Origin of the sequence: Sphingobacterium sp. SGR-19 (assembly GCF_011043555.1) — a bacterium.
Classification (GTDB): Bacteria; Bacteroidota; Bacteroidia; order Sphingobacteriales; family Sphingobacteriaceae; genus Sphingobacterium.
On sequence record NZ_JAAKGS010000006.1, the window covers coordinates 211690 to 233459 of the forward strand.

Genomic DNA, 21770 nt, shown 5'->3' on the forward strand with positions numbered 1-21770 from the left:
GTCATATTTATTTCCAATGTCAGTTCTCATACAACCATACTCTTAATAGCGATAATAACTGGTCTTTATCGACCGGTTTGGAAATATAATCCGATGCCCCCGCTTTAATACATTTTTCACGATCGCCCGTCATCGCTTTAGCTGTTACGGCGATGATCGGCAATTTAGAATAATCACGTATCTCCCTAATTTGCCTAATTGTTTCGTAACCATCCATTTCAGGCATCATCATGTCCATTAGGATAACCGATATCTGGGGATGTCTTTCCAATTGTTGCAACGCTTCTTTTCCATCTATCGCCGAAATTACGCGCATCTGATAATGCTCCAACGTCTTCGTTAGCGAAAAAATATTTCGTACATCGTCATCCGCAATCAATACCGTTTTGCCATTTAACACGTCATTAAGAGACCCCAGCTTGCTGGTCTTTCTTTTCTCCGGCTCCAAATTACTCTCTTCTACCAAATGGAGAAATAATCCCACTTCATCCAAAATACGTTGGAAAGAATGCGCTGTTTTTATAACAATCGAATGGGCATACTGTTTTATTTTCAACTCTTCTGCCTGTGATAAATTTTTCCCGGTGAAAATAATGATTGGCAAGTTTTCCAGTCCTTCTTTTCGCTTAATCGCTTCTAAAGTTTCATATCCCGTATCGTCGGGCACCCCCATATCCAAAATGACACAGTTAACATTATCAGACATTAGCGCCCGAATACTGTCTTCCACGTTGTCTTTAATTTCCGATACAATGTTAAAATTGCTGAGGAAATAGGATAATGCTGTCGCGTGTTTTGGATTTTCTTCGACAATCAATACCTTTTTAGGATTCTGGGTAAGCGCATCTTCTATTTTCTGGAACATTTGTCCGATCTGCTCTATAGCAATAGGTTTATTTATAAAGTCGATGGCTCCTTTAGATAAGCTTTCCCGCTTCACTTCCAACGACGACATAATGTGTACAGGAATGTGTCTGGTTTTTGGATTACTCTTGACTTCATCCATCACCTGCCACCCATCTTTCACCGGTAACTGTATATCTAATAAGATCGCCAGCGGATGATATTTCTCTGCTGCCTCTGTTGCCCAATCTCCCCGCACAATGATGATGCCTTTATATCCATTTTGATGTGCATATTTAAGCAGCGCCTTAGCAAAAGCAGTATCATCTTCAACAATAAGGATCACTTTATCCCCTGATTTGATATCATGTCGATCGTCATCAACCTCTTCGGGAATATTCGAGATCGCTAACGAGGACACTTTATCAGAAACTAATGCGGTCATCTCTCCCACCTCGTGAATAATGTTCTCTACAAGGGCGTCAGCTGTAGCTACCAATGGTTCAGACACTTTTACTTTTCGAACAGGAATCGTCAGACAGAACGCGCTGCCCTCGCCTAGCGCACTGCTTACTGTAATTTCGCCCCCTAGTAGTCGCGCGATTTCCCTGCTGATCGAAAGCCCCAATCCTGTTCCTCCAAACTTGCGTCGTGTGGAACCGTCTGCTTGTTGGAAAGCTTCAAATATAATCTTTTGATTTTCGGAACTGATTCCGATTCCTGTATCTTTCACGACAAACTGTATATAATCTGGATTGTCCTGTTGTAAAGATATCGATAACGCCACGTAACCTTTTGGTGTGAATTTAATAGCGTTGGAGAGTAGATTACGGAGTACCTGCTCAATCCGTAGTCGATCTGTTTCCACATAGCTCGGTAGCTCTTCGTCTAGCTCAACCATTAATTCAAGTCCTTTCTCATCCACGATCGGCAAAAACAAATTCAAAAGGTCGTTCCTTAAATCCGTCAATGCCACATGCTCGTATTCGACTTCCATCTTTCCGGCTTCTATTTTTGATAGATCCAGGATTTCGTCGATAAGACTCAATAGACTGGAACCAGAGCTCTGTATAACTTTAGCCGATTCTATTTGGTCTTCTGTTAGGTTGTCATCGGCATTTTCGACCATTAATCGAGATAACAACAAAATAGAATTTAGTGGCGTTCGAAGTTCGTGCGACATATTCGCAAGAAACTCGGATTTATATTTTGTGCTCAGGGCAAGCTCTTCCGCTTTCTTTTGGATCTCTAAATTTCGTTCGGCAATAAGCTGGTTCTTTTCCTCCAATAACTTCGAACGTTCTTCCAGTTCTTGATTGGATTGCATCAGCTCTTCCTGCTGGACACGCAACTCTTCCTCAGAAGCTTGTAATTTCTGCGTCTGGGCCTCCAACTCCGTATTAAGGTTTTCTAACTCCGCGTGTTGCGTTTGCAGTTCCTCTGCCTGCGCCTGCGTTTCTTCCAATAACGTCTGAACCTGCTTTCTTCCTTTAGCCGCCAATATTTCTAATGTAATATTGCGACAAGCTTCTTGATAAAACTCCGTATCAAGTTTTTCAAAGGGTAGTGCGCTCCCCAGCTCGATTACTCCAAAACACTGCCCCTTCACTATCAAAGGCAGCCAAAGTAGATGATTTACTTTTATTTTGCCTGACGAAAAACTAACAACGTAGTCTTTTTCATCCACATTTTCCAGGACTTTCATTCGTTTATCTTTGAATACCTGCCCCACAGTTCCTTCGCCGGGATGGTACTCTTTTTTCATATGGTCTTCTAAACCATAAGAACCTGATAGCGACAACAATCCCTTATCCCATATATAAACAGCCCCATTTAAGCATTCCGTATAAGATACCAACAGCTCCAATGCATCGTTGGCAACTGTTTCTTCCGTCTTATTACCCGTCAAAATGTCGTTTATCCTAGCTAACCCACTTTGTCTCCATTCATTATCATTGAGCTTTCCAAACGATTCTTCTAGTGCAGCCGCCATACCATTGAGAGAAGACGCAATATAACCTAGCGTATCCTTTTGAGCGTCATCTAGCCTAACGGAATAATCCCCACCTGAAATTTGTTGTGCCATATGGTGGATAATATCCAAACGGTGTGTCGTATCTGCATCTTTCTCACGAAGCAATTCTTGCATTTTTTCTCTTCTCCGAAATTCATTTCTAATTTGCAGATAAAACAATATCGTAATGATGAGGGAAGCGAAAGCTGCAAAAATGATAAAAAAAGAAGTCAATCCTGAATTTCTTTGCATTCTAGCGCTCTGGGAATCGAGCTTACCAGCTTCTTCCAACACAAAGCGGCTAATAATATTTCTGCAGCTATCCATATACAATCTACCGCGTTCCAATTGCTCAACTGTAATAGACCCGCCCCCTTTTTTTAACTCAACAAGTTCATCTAAGAGATCCAGCCTCGTCGTTACCAAGGTTTCTATACTGTCTATACGTCGTGCTTGTTCTGGTATATCTTTAGCCAATTGACGGGTTGCAGATAACGATGATGGCAAAGAATTCCGGCTTTCATAATAAGGCTCTAAAAACTTTACTTCTCCTGTTAAAAGATATCCGCGTTGCCCCGTTTCCACATTCTGTAAATTAATCAAAATCTGATTAACCGAGTCGATCGTCCGCTGTGTTTTGATAACCTTGCTGCGGTTGTTCATCTGCGTTTTTATACTGATGTAGGAAGCAGATGAACTCAGCAACAACACAAACAACGAAAATCCAAATCCAACTTGTAATTTCCGGATGAGTTTCTTGGGCATATTGATTTAATTAAATGGTATAGTAAAATAAAAGGTGGTTCCTTGGCTTGACGAATTCTCTATCCCATACGTCCCATTATGTTGCTTAATAATTTCCGCACAGATATACAAACCAATTCCCAGCCCTTGAAATTTTACAGATGATTCTTCCACGCGATAGAATTTCGTAAAGATATTATTTTTTTTATGTTCTGGGATACCAATACCAAAATCTTGGACGGCTATATAGAGCTGATCCCCGTCAGCAGCAGTATGTACAACTACCTTATCACTATCGGGAGAGTATTTTATGGCATTCGTCAGGAAATTAATAAGCACTTGTTCAATACGAAAAGCGTCACCATTCACTTCTTCTGTAATTGTCTCTCCTCTTCGTTCGATTTCAACTTGCACATGGCTATGTGTATAATAAATGGTTTCAATAGCGTTTTCTATCAATTTCTCCATATCAAACGGTTTTTTATTCACCTTTAGTTTCCCGTTTTCAATTTTGGAAATATCCAATAGATCAGCGATAAGACTGTCTAATTTGTTGATCTGATTTTGTGTCCTGCCTATATAGGTTGCAAATTTGCTCTCCTTTTGAACGTCCGGCATACGTTCTAACAACTGGATGTAAGCCTTAATACTCGTCAACGGAGTTTTGAGTTCGTGGCTTGCAATACTCAGAAATTCATCTTTTTTTCTTTCTTCTTCCTTTTGTTCGTGTATATCCGTAAATGTTCCCACCCAACTTCGTACACCTGTTTTATCTTTAACAGGAATAATACGTAAAAGATGAAAACAAAAGAGTTTCGATTTCAGTTCTTTGATACGCACTTCTAGTTCCAATGGCTGGCTCCGTTCAATACAGCGCTGCCATACTTTTTTTATACAAGTGTCGTCTGGGTGCACTTCAGGAAATGTCTCGGGACAACGAGAAAATTTGTACCATCTTTTGTTAACGAAAGTAATCCGTCCTCTCCGGTCAGCCGTGAAAGCAATTTGCGGCAGGCTTTCAAGCGTAGTATGGAGGTGCTCCACCTTATCCTTCAGCTCTTGTTGTGCCTTCTTTCTCGTTTCTATCTCGGATTCCAATATTTTTTGAGCCTCATTTAGTGCTAACGTCTGTTCATATAATCGATAGAACGTTTTTACTTTCAACATTAAAATATCGGGATCCACCGGTTTGGTAATGTAATCTATCCCGCCTGAAGCATAACCTTTGGCAATAAATTTCTTGTCTGTATTGACAGCGGACAAAAATATAATAGGTACTTCTTTGGTCTTACTATAGCCAGATAATGTTTCTGCTACTTCGAAACCATCGATGCCGGGCATTTGCACATCCAGAATGACCAGCGCGTAGTCATTTTTTAAGACTTTTTTTAGAGCCTCTTCGCCCGAAAGAGCGGAGTCAACCTCGAAACCCTTAGATTTTAAGAGTTTTTCTAATGAATATATGTTTTCTATCTGGTCGTCAACTATTAAAATCATGCATTCCTTTTTAAGGGTATACGAATTAAATATTATGCGAATGAGACAAAAATCAATCCAAAAAACGAATTGACTGCCTTCTCCAAAAGGAGAAAACAGATAAGAATTTGCATAGATTGTTCTCCCAAATAAAAGATCGAAGAATAACGCATCTACATCACATTCCGTAAAACAAAATACGCAAAAATAATAGCTGCTAAAACTTTAATGGCATATTCACCAAATAGGATTTTTCGCCATTTCAATAAATGTTCATTTGGGTCTTTCACAAACCGGTAGCCAAAGCCGAAAGTAAGATAGGGAATAAAAGGCAAAAGCAAAGCATTGTGGTGTAGTGCTTCCCGAAAATCCCCATGTAATATTGCATGAACTGCGCGTTGGGAGCCACACCCTGGGCAGTCGAATCCTGTTAATGCCTTAAACGGGCATTGCGGAAACCAGCTATGTGCAACAGGGTCATAAGTATAATAAACATAGGTTGCTACCCCCATCACTACCACACCGGTTCCTAAAAGCACCCAACGATACTTTCTCCAAATCATGTTAAAAATCTCCGGACATCATTGCCCCAAACATTGCGAAACCAAAGATAATGAAATAAAGCACCCATAGACCAATACAAACGCCGACATTAATCCACATCCATTTTTTTGCATTCGCAGAATCTTCTTCAGCACCCGATACATCTCCAGCGTAGAATTTCTTTTCGACACGTGATGCATAAATAATCGACGGGATTCCTAACGGCCAACAACAAAAAATGGTCGTAAGAATCGTTTCCAACAAATAGGTTTTTGGCGGCTGTTCCATACGCTGGTTGTAAGGTGAAGCGGGTGTATTCGGAAATTGAGGAGGAGTTTGTGATGATCCTGTGAAGTAAGGCTGCGAACCTGTTGACAGAATGCTGCTCAACTCCGGAACACTCTTAGCAAGCACCCAATTAGGCATTCCTTCTGCCCATACATAGGTATCGGCAGTAATACCTTTGGTTTTTAGTTCTTCTATTGAGAAGGGACCGAATGTATTCGTTCCGTCCGTATAATGATATTTTTGCATAATTTTTTGATTATAAATGATAAACCTAAATAAAATGCTTTGCATTCACGAATACCAAAATAAAAAATTATCATGAGTAATTTATTTTTATATGCAATATAATCGCGTCGTATATATAAAAAGGCTTCAGAAAATTTTCCGAAGCCTTTTATTTCTATTATGGAATAGGAAGTTTCCTATTTTACATCATGCCCGGCATACCGCCGCCCATTGGAGGAGCACCAGCACCTGCTGCTGCATTTTCTTCAGGCTCATCAGCCAATACACATTCTGTCGTTAATAGCATAGATGCAACAGAAGCCGCATTTTCCAAAGCTACACGAGAAACTTTAGTCGGATCGATAACACCCGCACCGATTAAGTTTTCGTACACATCTGTACGTGCATTATAACCGAAGTCAGCTGTACCTTCTTTTACTTTTTGAACAACTACTGCACCTTCGATACCTGCGTTGTTACAGATTTGGCGAAGAGGTTCTTCAATAGCGCGTTTAATGATATCGATACCGATTGTTTCATCTTCGTTAGCACCTTTAAGATCCGCCAATGCCTCTGTAGCACGGATGAAAGCCACTCCACCACCAGCAACGATACCTTCTTCTACCGCTGCACGAGTAGCGTGCAATGCATCATCTACACGATCTTTCTTCTCTTTCATCTCTACTTCTGTGGTTGCTCCGACATAAAGTACCGCTACGCCACCAGACAATTTCGCTAGACGCTCTTGTAATTTCTCACGATCGTAGTCAGAAGTTGTTGTTTCGATTTGTGAACGGATTTGCGCAACACGAGCTTTGATATCATCTGCATTTCCTGAACCGTTAATCACAGTTGTATTATCCTTGTCAACAACTACTTTTTCTGCTTGACCTAGGTAAGAAAGTTCTGCATTCTCTAATTTGTAGCCTCTTTCTTCAGAGATAACCGTACCACCAGTTAAGATAGCGATATCTTCCAACATCGCTTTACGACGGTCACCAAAACCTGGCGCTTTAACCGCTGCCACTTTCAGTGAACCACGGATTTTGTTTACGACCAATGTCGCTAATGCTTCGCCGTCTAAGTCTTCCGCAATAATTAACAATGGTTTGCCTGTCTGTACCTGTTTTTCCAAGATAGGCAACAATTCTTTCATATTGCTGATTTTCTTATCGTAAATCAAGATATACGGACTTTCCAACTCTGCTTCCATTTTGTCAGAGTTAGTGACGAAATATGGAGACAAATAACCACGATCGAATTGCATACCTTCTACTGTTTTTACCTCAGTTTCTGTACCTTTTGCTTCTTCTACTGTGATAACACCGTCGTTTCCAACCTTCTCCATAGCCTCAGCAATCAAAGCACCAATTACTTCGTCATTGTTTGCAGAAATTGTAGCAACTTGTTTAATTTTATTATTATCAGCTCCAACCTCTTTTGATTGCGATTGCAAGTTAGCTACAACAGCAGCAACCGCTTTATCGATACCACGTTTCAAATCCATTGGGTTAGCACCCGCTGCTACGGATTTCAAACCTGGAGCAACAATAGCTTGTGCAAGTACAGTTGCCGTCGTCGTACCATCACCAGCCTGATCTGCAGTTTTAGAGGCAACCTCTTTCACCATTTGTGCACCCATGTTTTCCAAAGCATCTTTCAATTCGATTTCTTTGGCTACTGTTACACCATCTTTAGTAATTGCAGGAGAACCAAATTTTTTCTCGATAATTACATTACGTCCCTTGGGGCCCAAAGTTACTTTTACTGCATTTGCCAAGGTGTCCACACCTTTTTTCAGTGCGTCGCGCGCTTCTACGTTATATCTTACTTGTTTTGCCATTTTTTAATTACTCTTTAGTAGTTAGTACAAAGTATTTAGATTTTTCTAACTCCTTTTTTTTAATATTGATTTTACCTTTGACTTATAAAACCGCGTAAATGTCAGATTCACGCATGATTAAATACTCTTTACCTTCGTAAGTGATCTCCGTACCTGCATATTTGCCATATAAAACTTTATCGCCCACTTTAACAGTTAACGGCTCTTCTGGTTTACCCGTTCCTACCGCAACGATAGTACCTTGAGAAGGCTTCTCTTTTGCTGTGTCTGGAATGTAGATCCCTGATGCTGTTTTTTCTTCTGCGGGAGCTGCCTCTACGACAACTCTGTCTCCGATAGGTTTAATACTTAATGCCATAGTAATCTAGTTTATTTTTTATTTGATGTTTGATGTTAAATTCTCTCTTCTTCCCTATCACCAACTATGCCAAACGAAGAAACGAGGAAATTGTTGCCATTTTTTCTCTTACCCGTGTCATCCTGTCATATTAAACGAGACAGTATTTCAAAAAAAGACCTTGCAGGCAATCTGCAAGGTCTTCCAATATCTATGAACCTAGTCTTAGTTTGCGCTATCAGCAGGTGCTGTAGATGCAGGTGTTTCCGTCACAGGTTTTGTTTCCTGTTGTGTTGGATTCGGATTAAGGTTTAAAGGAGAAGTCTGTGCCGGAGCATCAATCTGATCCCCCAAACCACCTGCTCTTCCTCCAGTTGATGGCCCTAAAATATTCATAGCTAAACAGAATACCATCAACGCTATTGCCAAGCCCCATGTTCCTTTTTCCAAGAAATCACCTGTACGTTGTACGCCCATCAGATTAGAGCTACCTGCGAATCCTGATGCCAAGCCCCCCCCTTTAGGGTTTTGAATCAATACGATAAATCCCAATAAAGCACTTGCCAATATGATCAGGACAATTAAGAATGTTTGCATTATTTTATTTCGTTAATATAGTTTTTCTTCCAATTCCTTAATTCGGGTCGCAAAATACGATTTTTTTTCTGGAAATCTCAAAATTAATTTTTTATAGACCTCTATCGCCTTCACGTACATCGCTTGATCCGCGTATATACTAGCGAGCGTTTCTGTCACTAAGTCAAATTGTTCCTCCGAGCTCTTTCTTGCTTTATTTTCTACATTTAGATTTTCCGGTTGCGGAGGCTGTATCTGCGGTTCTTCTCGAATAAAGCGTTCGATTACTTCTGTTACCTTACTTGGTCCATTGGAGGCCGATTTGCGCTGTTTCACCTCATCGCTAAGCTTATCTTCCGGGTTCTGCAAATGGATAATATGCTCCCGAATTTGCTGATCTAGGATAACGCGATCCAATTCCGCAGGGTCAAACGATGATTTATTTACTACTGGAAGCTTCGGACTTGCAAATGGCTGATACGTGTCGGCATGCTCCAATCGGGTCTTATGTAACCACCAACGGAAGCTGTAAGGCATTAGCTCATCATTATATAGGCTAATGTTTTCTTCTTTTCTTGCATCTTCAGCTCGATCTCCTTCTTCAGCAACTTGCTCTTCTAGTTGCTCAAAATGTATATCCTTAGCATGAACAGCAAAATAATCTCCTCCACCTATGCCCTCTTGAACCAATGTTTCTAAGACATCTTTATCTTCGTCTTCATTGGCGATGGTTTGTGCATCGTCTTGCAGCTCATCCGATCGTTTGTTCCTTTCTTCCCTTAAGCTCTCTTCTATAGGATATTTTTCCATTTCTTCCGACGATGCCGCTATATCTTCAAAGGGCACATAATCATCATCCTCCACCTCTACGACGGGAATTTCTTCGACCGGCAATAGAACATATTCCGCTAGCCAATTGGCATTATTTGCTAACATAATTGCCCGTTTTGACAAATGCCCTGTTTGTTCCCCTTTCAAAAATCCACGTCTTTCAAAGGCAAAATGCAACGGTTGTGAATAGGGATATCGAGCTAGCAATTGCTCAAAATCAGTCAAGGGAATATCCTTTGGATTGACCAAAGCTTGGTGATATAAATGTGTAAATGACGATCCTTGATTTCCCATAATATTCTACCAGTTAGCAAACGCTCTATTGTAAATATCTTCCGTCAGTAAATTAATAATTTCTTTCGTCAAGTTTTCTTCTTGGTTTTGTATCAAACCAGAAAATTCTCTAAATTGTGAAAAAGATTGTTCAAAATTGCTCTCTCCCGTGTCATCTAAACGATTTGTGTATTTTACCTTAACCGTAATTGTTAATCGGTTCAAGGCAGCACGGTCTGTATTTGCTTCTACCGCTGCGGGAGCAATATCGTACCCTGTAATAACACCTTCAAACATGGCATCAGCTTCCCCGTTAACTTGGCTTAATCTCGATTGATTTCGAATACGCTCTTTTAGTCCTTCGGTAAAGTTCTGTCCTAGCGTTTGGTAAACCATCGGCGCAATATTCTCAAAATAGGCCACATGTACTGTTTTCATATTTTCCGGAATAGATCCTCCAGTAAAACCGTATTTCACCCCACAACCGTTAATTAGGAGACATACCGCAATTGCTAATGAAGGAAATATAAACACATTCCGCTTTCTCATAGTATTCATCAATCTAAATTTAAATCCTTGATTTTTCTATACAATGTACGTTCGGAAATCCCCAATTCACGAGCCGCTGCCTTACGTTTACCTTTATGCTTCTTCAACGCCTTCTTAATCAAATCTGATTCTTTCTCGACCAAAGAAAGAGACTCCTCTATTTCCTCTGCTTCTTGGTCATCATACGACATGTATTCATTACCTTTTGAGCCTTGATTAGGATTGTGAATGGTTAGAGTCGGATGTATTCCCTCTTCTCCTAAATAGCCGGCAGAAGGCTTTACTTCATTATATAACTGATTAATATAAGGTGAATTTTGTTCATAGGTATGCGGATTTACGCCTTCTTTAAGGAGCTCTACCACTAATTTTTTCAAATCTACCATATCCTTTTTCATATCGAAAAGAACCTTATATAATAAATCTCGCTCTGAAAAATCTTCTTTTCCGGCATCTTTTACAAAGACAGGCAACGATGATACGGGCTGCTCTATGGGTAAGTATTTAGATAGTATAGGAGAATCGACAACACGTTCCTTTTCCAACACAGCAATTTGCTCGGCAATATTTTTTAACTGTCGCACATTTCCTGGCCAGCTATAATTCATAAGCGTTTCCTGCGCATCCGGTGTTAATTGAACCCCAGGGGATCTGTATTTATCAGAAAAATCAACGATGAATTTTCGAAAGAGCAGATTGATATCCTCTTTACGTTCCCGCAGAGAAGGAATTCGCAAAGGAACAGTATTCAAACGATAATACAAGTCTTCTCTAAATTTACCCTTCTTTACAGCTTCATACACATCGACGTTCGTCGCGGCAACCACCCTTACATTGGTTTTTTGAACTTTTGAAGAACCTACACGAATGTACTCGCCGGTCTCCAATACCCGTAGCAACCTGGCTTGTGTACCTAAAGGAAGCTCCCCTACTTCGTCCAAAAAAATAGTCCCACCATCCACGACTTCAAAATATCCTTTTCGTGCCTCGTGTGCGCCGGTAAACGAACCCTTTTCGTGACCAAATAATTCAGAGTCTATCGTTCCTTCCGGAATTGCACCACAGTTTACAGCGATAAAAGGCCCGTGTTTTCTAGCACTTAATTGGTGGATAATATGCGAAAAAACCTCTTTACCAGATCCACTTTCGCCCTGTATTAAAACCGATATATCTGTCGGTGCCACCTGCCAAGCGACATCAATTGCTCGATTTAACAATGGCGAATTACCAATAATTCCAAATCTATTTTTAATATCTTGAATATCCATTTTTGTTCGTGAATCGTAATGTGTAGTACCCGATGTGTTTATATTCTTAGTCCACAATTTTGCCGATCAACGTTGCTGACGTACAACGTTCAGCCAACACATGGACATATTCCCCTGGTTTGAAGCGCTTATCAACAGGAAAAACAACCATCGTATTTTGGTCGTTCCGCCCGCAATAATCATGATCTGAACGTTTTGAAAACCCTTCGATAAGTACTTTTTGCACGTTACCTACAAAACTTTGCAAACGGTAGAGACTATGCTCTTGTTGCTTATTCACTACTTCAGTTAAACGTCTTTTCTTCACCTCTTCTAGTACATCATCTTCATAACGTTTTGCAGCCAATGTACCTGGTCGCTCCGAATATGCAAACATATAGGCAAAATCGTACTTTACGTAATCCATCATAGAAAGCGTTTCTTGATGTTCTTCTTCTGTTTCGGTACAGAATCCCGTAATCACATCAGTAGATATACCACAAGTTGGAATAATACGACGGATAGCATTAACCCTATCCATATACCATTCCCGGTCGTATGTTCGGTTCATCAATTCTAATACCCGTGAGCTTCCCGATTGCACTGGCAGGTGTATGTATTTACAAATGTTTTCGTACCGAGACATGGTATACAATACCTCATCGGTAATGTCTTTCGGATGAGAAGTGGAAAAACGCACACGAAGTTCCGGACTTACTTCGGCAACCATCGCCAATAGCTGTGCAAAGTTTACCATCTGTCCCTCCGTTTCGCCTTCTGCTACGGGTTTTGTATATTTATACGAATCGACATTCTGTCCCAACAAAGTGACTTCCCGATAGCCTGAATTAAACAAATCTTGTGCTTCTTTCACAATAGAATGACAGTCACGACTACGTTCACGCCCGCGTGTAAAAGGAACAACACAAAATGAACACATATTGTCGCATCCCCGCATGATAGAAATAAACGCAGAAATTCCATTGGAGTTCAAGCGTACGGGACTAATATCGGCATAGGTTTCCTCTCTTGAAAGCAGCACATTGACCGCCTTGTTTCCGTCGTCAACCTTATCTATCAAGTTTGGCAAATCACGGTAAGCGTCTGGACCCACGACGACATCAACTAGTTTCTCCTCTTCTAGAAATTTCGACTTCAATCGCTCAGCCATACAACCAAGAACACCTACTACCAGGCCTGGATTTTTCGCTTTCGCAGATTCGAATTCTTTCAGCCTATTCCGCACACGCTGTTCTGCGTTTTCCCGGATGGAGCAGGTGTTGATAAACACAACATCAGCTTCCTTATAATCTTTGGTTGTTTCAAAACCGTTATCCAATAGAATAGAAGCAACAATTTCGCTATCAGAAAAATTCATTTGACAGCCGTAGCTTTCGATATATAGTTTTCTTCCTGTCGATTTTCCTGTAGGAAGCATATCCAAAGCCTCACCTTGACGAGACTCGTCGTGTGTTTTTGTCGTGTGTTGTAATTCTATCATAGCATCAACTAAAAGACTACAAAGTTAAGAATAAAAACTTAAATCGATGACAGTTTGGCAGATCTCGTAAAAAAAAGCGCTATTCACATTGAACAGCGCTTTTCATTATATGTTATAAAGTACTAAGCTTAATTTTTTGCTTCGGCTTGTGCTTCTTTAATCATGTCGTCACCAGCTACAATAACAATTTCCACACGACGGTTTTCAGCACGTCCGGCGTCCGTATCGTTGGAAGCAATCGGTTCCGAATAGTTTTTACCTTCGGTTTTTATCCGTGAACTGCTCAAACCTTGTGAAACAGCATAAGATCTTACGGAAGCAGCACGCGATTCCGAAACCTTTTGGTTTGCTGCCAGTGTACCAATGTTGTCGGTATGACCAATCACTAAAATATTCGTACCTGGTTCTTTATTTAACGTCTCTACCAATTTGGAAATGTTTGTCTTTGCAGCAGATTTTAAGGTCGAGCTATTGAAGTCGAACAAAATACCTTCGTCAAATTTTACGATGATCCCCTCATCGGCTTTGATAACTTCGGCACCGGCTACGGTGTTTTCTATTTCCTTAGCCTGTCTATCCATCTTCTTACCGATCAAACCACCTGCGACACCGCCAATAGCAGCACCCGCAATAGCACCTACGGCTGTGTTACCAGCTTTACCTCCAATTAATGCCCCCAAACCAGCTCCTGCAGCCGTTCCGATAGCGGCCCCTTTTGTTGTGTTACTGGTATTCTGTATCGCGGCACAACTAGCAAACAACATTACTGATGTGGCTACTGACAAGCCATATACAGCCATTTTTTTATTGATTTTCATAATTAATTATTTTCTATGTTCACTTAATTACTTTGAGATAAACAAAGTAAATGCCAAAATAAGGTAATCGCCGTATAAACCGAATGAAAATAAGAAGAATTATCGTTCTTGTGGAGGAATGTCGAGTTTTGGCAAACGTTCGGAACGAGGACGCCCATTTTTATCCCAAGCTTCAAAAGAGCGTTTTACATAATGCATGAAGTCATATTGCCCCCAATTTCTAACTGTGCTATAGGAAGGGCGATACATATCCATAAATGACTGGAGCTCATCTCCCTCCAAATCAATCACTGAACGCACGGTAGTTTTGTTGAAAACTCGATCCACTTGGTTTTCTTCCAATTCTCTATCCATTAAGTTTGCGAACCGCTTTGCATTTTTTGCATCACGTCCGAACAAGTTATATAATGCTGTTGCAGGGCTACCTAAATAGGTACCAACTGTATTTTTGCCGCCGTTGTAGACTCCTTTCTTGCGATAATCGTCCAACATATCCCGCATCTCTGCTTCTTTACTCATCCGACTCACTACAACGGTCTCGATGGTCAAGCCCGCCTGCATCTCTATAAGGATATCTTCCGTGGTTTGCAAAACTGTTTTTATGGGACCATAACCTGTTTTCGTCAAAGAAAGGCTATCTCCAACAGACGCCTCTATAATAAATACACCAAACGTATTTGTTTGCGTACGTTTTTTTGTACGCAGGTTAACTACATTGACATCAGATAAGCGCCCACTTCCGCCTTTTTCTACCACAATACCTGAAACCCCAATAGATTGCTGTGCATATATGTTCGGTGCTCCTGCGAGTACGAGCATTGCACAACTCACGAGTAACCAAATATATTTCTTATTTATATACATTCATATAAATTTAGTAAATGTTTAGACTAACCAATGTTAAAAAGTTTTAAATCTGCTTTAATGCTTGTCTATAGTTCTATCCTAGTCACCAAAATTATTTGTACGGATAAAAGACAAAGTTTGCCCCCTCCGGTACGATAACAAAGAGACACATATATTCGTTGGTATTTTTGAAATGTTTCGTAAAATAATCTTTCCGGTCGTCCTTGACAAGTCCACGATCGACAAACTCTTCCAATGAGCTTACATTAATCGTCCATTGTGTGTTTAGTTCATCTTTACTCAACAATAGCTCTCCTATACTTACCTCGTGTTGATGGGCGATAAAAATAGGATATAGCGTGTATCCTTCTGCTATCATTTCAGTAGCCACTTCTTTTATGGAATCACTGTAAAAATCCAAATCAACTTTCAAGCTCTTAAGTGGGCTGTTTGCAGTTTGGTCGTCCGCAGGCCCTATTCTTCCCATTAAATCTTCGATGTCCATATTGATGCTTTAAGTTCGTGAGTATCTTCGAAAAGTCTGCTAGCTATCGGGATATATACTCTTTATTTTCAAATAGTTACGGATTACGAGTTTTCAAAACCAACGAAACCACATTTTCTACGTGTTGCGTATGCGGAAACATGTCCACCGGTTTAATACGTTCCACATCGTATTTCTCTTGTAATAAAGCCAGATCACGAGCTTGAGTTGCAGCATTGCAACTTACATATACTACTCTTTTAGCTTCCATTTCCAAAATGCGGTTCACAACCTCTGCATGCATACCTGCGCGTGGCGGATCGGTAATGACGACATCCGGCTTACCATGTTTCTGCACAAAATCTGCTGTCAACACATCTTTCATATCTCCTGCATAGAACTTTGTATTGCCAATCCCATTTATCTGGGAATTGATCTTTGCATCTTCTATGGCAGACGGCACATACTCTACACCCACAACTTCCCGCGCCATACGTGCCACGAAATTGGCAATTGTTCCTGCTCCAGTATACAAATCATATACCAATTCATCTCCTTTTAAACCAGCAAATTCTCGTGTTATCTTGTACAACTCATACGCTTGTGCAGAGTTAGTTTGATAAAAAGATTTCGGCCCGACTTTAAACTTCAACCCGTCCATCTCTTCATATATAAAATCACGGCCATTAAAGGTATGGATATCTTGATCAAAGATGGTATCGTTACGTTTTTGATTAATAATGTACAGTAATGACGTAAGCGTTGGAAACTGCTCGTTGACATAGTTCATTAATGCGTCGACCTGCCCCTCTTCCGGATACGCAAAAACGACAATTACCATCACTTCTCCTGTGGACGATGTACGGATAATCAGATTACGCAAAGCGCCTTCATGTGCACGCAGATCATAAAAAGAGATTCCATGCATTATGGCAAAATAGCGTACCGCATTTCGAATCAAGTTGGATGGATCTTGTTGCAGAAAGCAATGATCGATATCTAAAATCTTATCGAATCTCCCCGGCACGTGAAACCCAAGAGCGTTTAGATCGTCTGGTTTTACTTCTTCGTCCACCGACGTCAACCACCGCTTATTGGAAAACGTAAACTCCAGTTTATTCCTATAATATGCTGTTTCGGCTGAGGCAAGAATTGGCTCTATGGGAGAAATATCTACTTTACCCAAGCGCTTTAGGGCATTCTCGACGTATTGCTGTTTAAACAACAACTGCGCGGGATATTCCATATGTTGCCACTTGCAGCCTCCACATACGCCAAAATGTGGGCAAAAAGGATCTGTACGGTATTTCGAAGCTTCTTTTAATGCCACTAAACGTCCCTCCGCAAAATTTTTCTTCTTGCGGATCAGCTCTACATCGGCGACATCACCAGGCACAGCCTGCTCGATAAACAGTACTAATTCGTCGCGTTTGGCAACTCCTTTGCCTTCTTCCGCAATGTCAATAATATGAACATCGGATACAAACCGCTTGTCTTGTGGAATTCGTCTACCCATAATGGGTGCAAAAGTACGGTTTTTTTTATGTTCTTTTTTTCCGCAAAAAAGAACCAAAAAGCTCGTCGCTTCGAATGTTTTACATTTGGGGTAGTACTAAGGATGAGTTTGTACAGTTGTAAAACTTTCGGATGCGACATTTTAATGCTAAGGGAGGGGATAGTGCATGGCGTATCTAAAAGCGATCAATAACGCTTCGCGCCCATGCGGGTTAAATCGACATCGCATTGTTCCGTGGCCAGCTTTACGTAGGCTATTCCGTTAAAAACAAAATAATGTTTGAGCGTAGCGAGTTGTATTTTGTTTAGGAATAGACAAGTAAAGGTAGCGGAACCATGCAAGTCTTGACTTTTTTTGCTTCGTTTTTTGTGTCAAGACAAAAACCACGAAGTGCTCATCCATTCCATAAAAATGAGTATTAATGGATAAATGAAGAAGAAAAACTACGACTCCAGCAATGTTGCCTGTACCAGATAAGGGAGGATTTCCTTCTGGAAAGAAATAAAATTTTTGCGTACATCGGCATCTGTTACTGAGGTAAAAGCAAATGAAAAGACAATATTTTTACTGGATTTGATAAGGAAGGTTAATCTTTCTTCGGGTACGGTTAGTGCAATGGTTTCGTTTTGTATAAAAGAACTAAGCAGTAGAAATTCTAAATCATCGGAAAGTATTTTCAAGTACTCTTGTGCATTGGCCGATTCCCGGATAAACTCCCACCCTACAAACTCATTACAGACGGTATACGTTACACGACTTACACGAAGAATCGTATTCGCCAGAAAAGTAGAAAGATCTTTTTCCCGGATATTTTTATTCAGGATATCTTCTACATTTTCTCGGATATAATCCATCAGTACTGCATGCAGAATAAGCTCTTTACTGGCGAAATGCTTATAAAATGTCGCTTTTGCAATACGCGCCTGTTTCGCCAGTTCATTTACACTAGTTTTGTTATATCCGTATCGTCGAAAAAGTTCACGTGCGGATTTCTTAATTGATAATATGACCTGGTCAGGCTCCATATATTAATTTGGGAGGTTACACAAGTTCTGTCTCAAACTGGGATAAGAAACGGACATCGTTCTCAGAGAACAATCGCAAATCCCGAATTTCGTATTTCAAATTTGTTATCCGTTCGATACCCATACCAAAAGCAAAACCGGAATATTTCTTACTATCGATCCCGCAGTTCTCTAACACATTTGGATCTACCATACCGCATCCTAATATCTCCACCCATCCAGAATATTTACAGAGCTGGCATCCTTCTCCTTTACAGATTGTACAAGAAATATCCATCTCAGCAGATGGTTCGGTGAATGGAAAATAAGAAGGACGGAAACGTACTTTTGTGCCTTCACCGTATAGTTCCTGCACGAAATGAAACAATGTTTGTTTCAAATCTGCAAAAGAAACATTTTCGTCTACATACAACCCTTCTACTTGATGGAAAAAGCAATGCGCCCGAGCGGATATCGCTTCATTTCTATATACACGACCCGGCATGATAGCACGGAAAGGCGGTTTTCCCATTTCCATTAAGCGAACCTGAACAGAAGAGGTGTGTGTACGTAGCGCGATGTCATTGCCTTCTTTCTTTTCCACGAAAAAGGTATCTTGCATATCACGAGCGGGGTGTTCGGGAGGAAAATTGAGTGCAGAGAAGTTATGCCAATCGTCTTCAATCTCCGGTCCTTCAGCTACGATAAAACCCAATTTCTTAAAGATTTCCACAATTTCTTTTCGCACTAACGATAGTGGATGCCGAGATCCCAGCTGGAAGCCTTCTCCAGGGAGTGTTAAGTCTCCCTCCTCACGTTGCAGCGTCTTTTCCGTATGCGCAAACTGCGCCTGAGCGTCACTATATGTTTTTTCAGCCAGTTGTTTAAATTCGTTTAAAACTTTACCCAGCGTACGTTTTTCCTCAGCTGATACCGTTTTAAATTCCTCAAATAACGCTTTAACGATACCTTTGGCGACTAAAAATTTTAAACGAAAATTTTCCACATCAGCTGCCGACGCGGGAGTAAATTCCTTTATTTCTTTTGTAAACTGCTTAATTTTGTCCTGCAACATATTGCCAAAGATACGGCAAAATATTAAAATATTCTTATGGCATTCTAAAAAGGCAAGCCGTCTGTATCGTCGTTGTTTTCCGTAAAATCGACCTCTTCCTCTTTTTCACCATCACTTTTTTCCTCTTCCTGCGATGTGAATTTTCCCGTTTGTCCAAAATCAGAAGGCCGTCCCAAGAGTTTAAAACTTTCACCGACAATCTCCGTAACATATCGACGCGTTCCCTCTTTATCTTCATAATTTCGGGTTCGTAGCCGACCCTCTATATAAGCCAATTTCCCCTTTTGAAGATATTTAACCGCCATCTCTGCTAGGTTACGCCACATGACGATATTATGCCATTCAGTATGTTTAATCCGTACACCGTCTTTCGTGTACGTTTCAGAAGTCGCAAAAGGAAAACTGCAAACGGAGACATTGTTATCTAAATAACGTACTTCGGGATCTTTTCCCAAATGTCCAACTAAAATCACTTTATTAACACTTGCCATAATTTATAATTTAGGAATTGAAAACCTTTCATAAACAATATGCTCTGTGGTTAGAAAGAACATCTATGATTTCACTACGGTTGTTTAGCTGAGATGAGATGAACATTTTTTTCCAGAAAAGAGAATATAAGTTTATGTTTAGCTAATTTATCTATTTTTTCACAATAATGGTAATTCCAGCCCTTTTTTTTCTTTTTCAAAGTTCTGGAATCCCCGACTACATAAAAGCGTGCGTAAATATTCTGATGGCTCAGTACATGCTTTACCTGCTTGCCAACAGCTTCCAAAACAGTGCTCTCTTCAAAGTATTGGACAAAATCCGCATATGTCATCAAGTCTGGCATCAGCATATCTTCAATTGTCTCTATCATCGGAAACTCATAAAGGTTTGTCCACACATCTCTTTCTCCTCGCTTTGACATCAAAATTCTATCGTCCTCCCTTACAATAAAGTAATGAAAATATCTATTCCGGCTTACTTTCCCTTTTAACTTCACCGGTAACACATCAACTAAACCTTTTTGAAACGCAAAACATTCCATACGAAAAATACAATCCTCACATAGTGGGTTCTTAGGCTTGCATTGCAGGGCTCCAAAATCCATGATGGCCTGGTTATATATGCCCGGGCTATCCTTATCAAGCATCTCTTGCGCGACCTCTGCAAACATTTTTTTTCCTTGCACAGAATTAATGGGTTCCTTTATCCCAAAGTAGCGTGCTAACACCCGATATACATTTCCGTCGACTACCGCCCTCGGCTCATTCACCGAAAACGATGCAATAGCTGCCGCTGTATATTCTCCAACGCCCGGTAGGCGAATAGCTTTCTCATAGGCACTAGGGAATACCCCTTGAAACTCTTCTACCACCATTTTGGCTGCTTTATGCATATTCCGGGCACGCGAGTAATATCCCAAACCTTGCCACAACCGCAAGATATCTTCTTCGTCTGCTTCCGCAAATTTTGTTACAATTGGAAACGCTTCTACAAAACGATGGAAATAGGGTGTCCCCTGCTCCACTCTCGTCTGTTGCAAAATAATCTCCGACAGCCATATAATATAGGCGTCATGCGTGGTTCTCCAAGGTAAATCACGACCCTTCTCTCGGTACCAGTTCATCAGTTTTTCAGCGAACGACATGCACAAAGTTGCTTATTTTTTCATTAAGTTAATTGTTTTTTTATGGCAATGAAGCTTGCATGAGCTTGTTACATTTATTTTTTTCTAAATGGCAGCTCATGCAGGTTCTACAATAAAAAGAGCCCTAAAAAATGTTAAAATTTGTAAAATATTGACTACAAACAGCTTGATACATTACCTTTGTGCTTTCGTATCATAAAAGTTTTTATTGTTGAGGCTCATGCTAAAGAAAAAAACCGCCGTGCTTTTCGTCGAACCGGATGGTACATCTACCAAGAGAATGCAGGTACCCACGTTCGTCGTCACCCACTGGAAAAAGGTTCTATGTTCCTTCATCACCCTTACCGCTATAACGGTATTATCTGTGGTGTATGTGGTTAAACAAAGGACATCTGAAAAATATATAGAGGTTTATGACCAAAAAATAGATAAGTTGAAAGCTGAAAACCGTTTATTGGAATTAGACGAGTTTAACAATCAGCTTACGACCGAGGAAATAAAGAAATCGTTCAACTCTATCGACAGCGCCATTGACCGCATCAATCAGAAGATGAAAAAGCGGGGACTGAAGGAAATTAAGATGAATCCGAATATGGGAGGTCCCGTTGAAAAGGGTGAAGACGATTTGGTGGAGCTTTCCGTTTTCTACAAAAAGCAATTAGAAGACTTGGAATCCAAATTAGATGGTTTACCGCTCGGCCGGCCACATCACGGACGGGTCACATCGTCCTATGGATATCGTCGGAATCCTTTTACAAACCGAGGTCGCGAAATGCATTCCGGTGTGGATTTGAAAGGAAGAACAGGAGACCCTGTTAAAGCGACGGCAAAAGGTAAGGTTACTTTTGCGGGATGGAAAGGGGCTTATGGATACGTGGTTATGGTAAAACATAAAAACGGATACGAAACTCGCTATGCACACCTGACCCGTACACGTGTAAAAAAAGGACAGGCAGTGGAAGCAGGGGATATCGTTGGCTTACTCGGCAGCACAGGTCGGAGCACGGGTCCTCATCTACATTATGAAGTTCTCTTACATAACAGAAAACTCAACCCATCAAAATATTTTTCGTTATAATAGATTATTCTTAATGGCAATAA

20 protein-coding genes are annotated in these 21770 nt (G+C 40.5%); 1 reads left to right on the forward strand and 19 read right to left on the reverse strand.

Going from position 1 to position 21770, the window contains the following annotated elements; translation table 11 throughout:
* Positions 1-19: 19 nt before the first annotated feature.
* From G5B43_RS13085 to mutY, 19 genes are all read right to left on the reverse strand, one after another.
* Positions 20-3622, reverse strand: a complete 3603-nt coding sequence (locus G5B43_RS13085) for a response regulator (RefSeq protein WP_165295240.1) — start codon at positions 3620-3622, stop codon at positions 20-22.
* Between the two features lie 6 nt (positions 3623-3628).
* The gene (locus G5B43_RS13090) at positions 3629-5098 is read right to left on the reverse strand and encodes an ATP-binding protein (RefSeq protein WP_165295241.1); all 1470 of its coding nucleotides are present in this window, start codon (positions 5096-5098) and stop codon (positions 3629-3631) included.
* A 152-nt stretch (positions 5099-5250) separates the two neighbouring features.
* Positions 5251-5640: a DUF2752 domain-containing protein gene (locus tag G5B43_RS13095; RefSeq protein ID WP_165295242.1), complete on the reverse strand. Its 390-nt coding sequence runs from the start codon at positions 5638-5640 to the stop codon at positions 5251-5253.
* 1 nt (position 5641) lies between these two features.
* Positions 5642-6154 (reverse strand): CD225/dispanin family protein, encoded by a 513-nt coding sequence (locus tag G5B43_RS13100; protein WP_165295243.1) that lies wholly within the window; start codon positions 6152-6154, stop codon positions 5642-5644.
* 181 nt (positions 6155-6335) lie between these two features.
* Positions 6336-7976 carry a chaperonin GroEL gene (gene groL, locus G5B43_RS13105; protein WP_165295244.1) on the reverse strand — a complete coding sequence of 547 codons (1641 nt, stop codon included), beginning with the start codon at positions 7974-7976 and terminating at the stop codon, positions 6336-6338.
* 82 nt (positions 7977-8058) lie between these two features.
* Entirely contained in the window at positions 8059-8334 is a 276-nt protein-coding gene (gene groES, locus G5B43_RS13110) for a co-chaperone GroES (RefSeq protein ID WP_093364408.1), read from the reverse strand.
* A 204-nt stretch (positions 8335-8538) separates the two neighbouring features.
* Positions 8539-8910 (reverse strand): preprotein translocase subunit SecG, encoded by a 372-nt coding sequence (secG, locus tag G5B43_RS13115; RefSeq protein ID WP_165295245.1) that lies wholly within the window; start codon positions 8908-8910, stop codon positions 8539-8541.
* 12 nt (positions 8911-8922) lie between these two features.
* Positions 8923-10014: a hypothetical protein gene (locus G5B43_RS13120; RefSeq protein ID WP_165295246.1), complete on the reverse strand. Its 1092-nt coding sequence runs from the start codon at positions 10012-10014 to the stop codon at positions 8923-8925.
* A 6-nt stretch (positions 10015-10020) separates the two neighbouring features.
* Entirely contained in the window at positions 10021-10551 is a 531-nt protein-coding gene (locus G5B43_RS13125; protein WP_317167517.1) for an LptE family protein, read from the reverse strand.
* Entirely contained in the window at positions 10551-11810 is a 1260-nt protein-coding gene (locus G5B43_RS13130; RefSeq protein WP_165295247.1) for a sigma-54 interaction domain-containing protein, read from the reverse strand. Before G5B43_RS13130 ends, G5B43_RS13125 begins: the two co-directional genes overlap by 1 nt.
* A 46-nt stretch (positions 11811-11856) precedes the next feature.
* The gene (gene miaB, locus G5B43_RS13135) at positions 11857-13290 is read right to left on the reverse strand and encodes a tRNA (N6-isopentenyl adenosine(37)-C2)-methylthiotransferase MiaB (RefSeq protein ID WP_165295248.1); all 1434 of its coding nucleotides are present in this window, start codon (positions 13288-13290) and stop codon (positions 11857-11859) included.
* 128 nt (positions 13291-13418) lie between these two features.
* On the reverse strand, positions 13419-14108 hold the full coding sequence (locus G5B43_RS13140) for an OmpA family protein (protein ID WP_165295249.1): 690 nt from the start codon (positions 14106-14108) through the stop codon (positions 13419-13421).
* Between the two features lie 99 nt (positions 14109-14207).
* A complete protein-coding gene (locus G5B43_RS13145; protein WP_165295250.1) occupies positions 14208-14972 on the reverse strand; it encodes a hypothetical protein in 765 nt (254 codons plus the stop codon).
* Between the two features lie 94 nt (positions 14973-15066).
* Positions 15067-15459: a hypothetical protein gene (locus G5B43_RS13150; RefSeq protein ID WP_165295251.1), complete on the reverse strand. Its 393-nt coding sequence runs from the start codon at positions 15457-15459 to the stop codon at positions 15067-15069.
* Positions 15460-15535: 76 nt separating this feature from the next.
* Entirely contained in the window at positions 15536-16954 is a 1419-nt protein-coding gene (gene rlmD / locus G5B43_RS13155) for a 23S rRNA (uracil(1939)-C(5))-methyltransferase RlmD (RefSeq protein ID WP_165295252.1), read from the reverse strand.
* 443 nt (positions 16955-17397) lie between these two features.
* Positions 17398-17979, reverse strand: a complete 582-nt coding sequence (locus tag G5B43_RS13160) for a TetR/AcrR family transcriptional regulator (protein ID WP_165295253.1) — start codon at positions 17977-17979, stop codon at positions 17398-17400.
* A 16-nt stretch (positions 17980-17995) separates the two neighbouring features.
* Entirely contained in the window at positions 17996-19033 is a 1038-nt protein-coding gene (gene pheS, locus G5B43_RS13165; protein WP_165295254.1) for a phenylalanine--tRNA ligase subunit alpha, read from the reverse strand.
* 44 nt (positions 19034-19077) lie between these two features.
* Positions 19078-19524 carry a single-stranded DNA-binding protein gene (locus tag G5B43_RS13170; protein ID WP_165295255.1) on the reverse strand — a complete coding sequence of 149 codons (447 nt, stop codon included), beginning with the start codon at positions 19522-19524 and terminating at the stop codon, positions 19078-19080.
* A gap of 74 nt (positions 19525-19598) precedes the next feature.
* Entirely contained in the window at positions 19599-20669 is a 1071-nt protein-coding gene (gene mutY / locus G5B43_RS13175; protein WP_165295256.1) for an A/G-specific adenine glycosylase, read from the reverse strand.
* A gap of 220 nt (positions 20670-20889) precedes the next feature.
* Here mutY and G5B43_RS13180 point away from each other — a divergent pair, with 220 nt between their 5' ends.
* Entirely contained in the window at positions 20890-21747 is an 858-nt protein-coding gene (locus tag G5B43_RS13180) for a M23 family metallopeptidase (protein WP_165295257.1), read from the forward strand.
* Positions 21748-21770 lie beyond the last annotated feature (23 nt).

What these genes read in the sequence shown, in the direction of transcription:
- G5B43_RS13150 (WP_165295251.1), bottom strand. Translation starts at nt 15,459, where the DNA reads ATGGACATCGAAGATTTAATGGGAAGAATAGGGCCTGCGGACGACCAA.
- G5B43_RS13140 (WP_165295249.1), bottom strand. Translation starts at nt 14,108, where the DNA reads ATGAAAATCAATAAAAAAATGGCTGTATATGGCTTGTCAGTAGCCACA.
- miaB (WP_165295248.1), bottom strand. Translation starts at nt 13,290, where the DNA reads ATGATAGAATTACAACACACGACAAAAACACACGACGAGTCTCGTCAA.
- G5B43_RS13095 (WP_165295242.1), bottom strand. Translation starts at nt 5,640, where the DNA reads ATGATTTGGAGAAAGTATCGTTGGGTGCTTTTAGGAACCGGTGTGGTA.
- groES (WP_093364408.1), bottom strand. Translation starts at nt 8,334, where the DNA reads ATGGCATTAAGTATTAAACCTATCGGAGACAGAGTTGTCGTAGAGGCA.
- G5B43_RS13125 (WP_317167517.1), bottom strand. Translation starts at nt 10,551, where the DNA reads ATGAATACTATGAGAAAGCGGAATGTGTTTATATTTCCTTCATTAGCA.
- G5B43_RS13160 (WP_165295253.1), bottom strand. Translation starts at nt 17,979, where the DNA reads ATGGAGCCTGACCAGGTCATATTATCAATTAAGAAATCCGCACGTGAA.
- mutY (WP_165295256.1), bottom strand. Translation starts at nt 20,669, where the DNA reads ATGTCGTTCGCTGAAAAACTGATGAACTGGTACCGAGAGAAGGGTCGT.
- groL (WP_165295244.1), bottom strand. Translation starts at nt 7,976, where the DNA reads ATGGCAAAACAAGTAAGATATAACGTAGAAGCGCGCGACGCACTGAAA.
- G5B43_RS13180 (WP_165295257.1), top strand. Translation starts at nt 20,890, where the DNA reads ATGCTAAAGAAAAAAACCGCCGTGCTTTTCGTCGAACCGGATGGTACA.
- G5B43_RS13085 (WP_165295240.1), bottom strand. Translation starts at nt 3,622, where the DNA reads ATGCCCAAGAAACTCATCCGGAAATTACAAGTTGGATTTGGATTTTCG.
- pheS (WP_165295254.1), bottom strand. Translation starts at nt 19,033, where the DNA reads ATGTTGCAGGACAAAATTAAGCAGTTTACAAAAGAAATAAAGGAATTT.
- G5B43_RS13145 (WP_165295250.1), bottom strand. Translation starts at nt 14,972, where the DNA reads ATGTATATAAATAAGAAATATATTTGGTTACTCGTGAGTTGTGCAATG.
- G5B43_RS13130 (WP_165295247.1), bottom strand. Translation starts at nt 11,810, where the DNA reads ATGGATATTCAAGATATTAAAAATAGATTTGGAATTATTGGTAATTCG.
- G5B43_RS13120 (WP_165295246.1), bottom strand. Translation starts at nt 10,014, where the DNA reads ATGGGAAATCAAGGATCGTCATTTACACATTTATATCACCAAGCTTTG.
- G5B43_RS13100 (WP_165295243.1), bottom strand. Translation starts at nt 6,154, where the DNA reads ATGCAAAAATATCATTATACGGACGGAACGAATACATTCGGTCCCTTC.
- G5B43_RS13090 (WP_165295241.1), bottom strand. Translation starts at nt 5,098, where the DNA reads ATGATTTTAATAGTTGACGACCAGATAGAAAACATATATTCATTAGAA.
- secG (WP_165295245.1), bottom strand. Translation starts at nt 8,910, where the DNA reads ATGCAAACATTCTTAATTGTCCTGATCATATTGGCAAGTGCTTTATTG.
- G5B43_RS13170 (WP_165295255.1), bottom strand. Translation starts at nt 19,524, where the DNA reads ATGGCAAGTGTTAATAAAGTGATTTTAGTTGGACATTTGGGAAAAGAT.
- rlmD (WP_165295252.1), bottom strand. Translation starts at nt 16,954, where the DNA reads ATGGGTAGACGAATTCCACAAGACAAGCGGTTTGTATCCGATGTTCAT.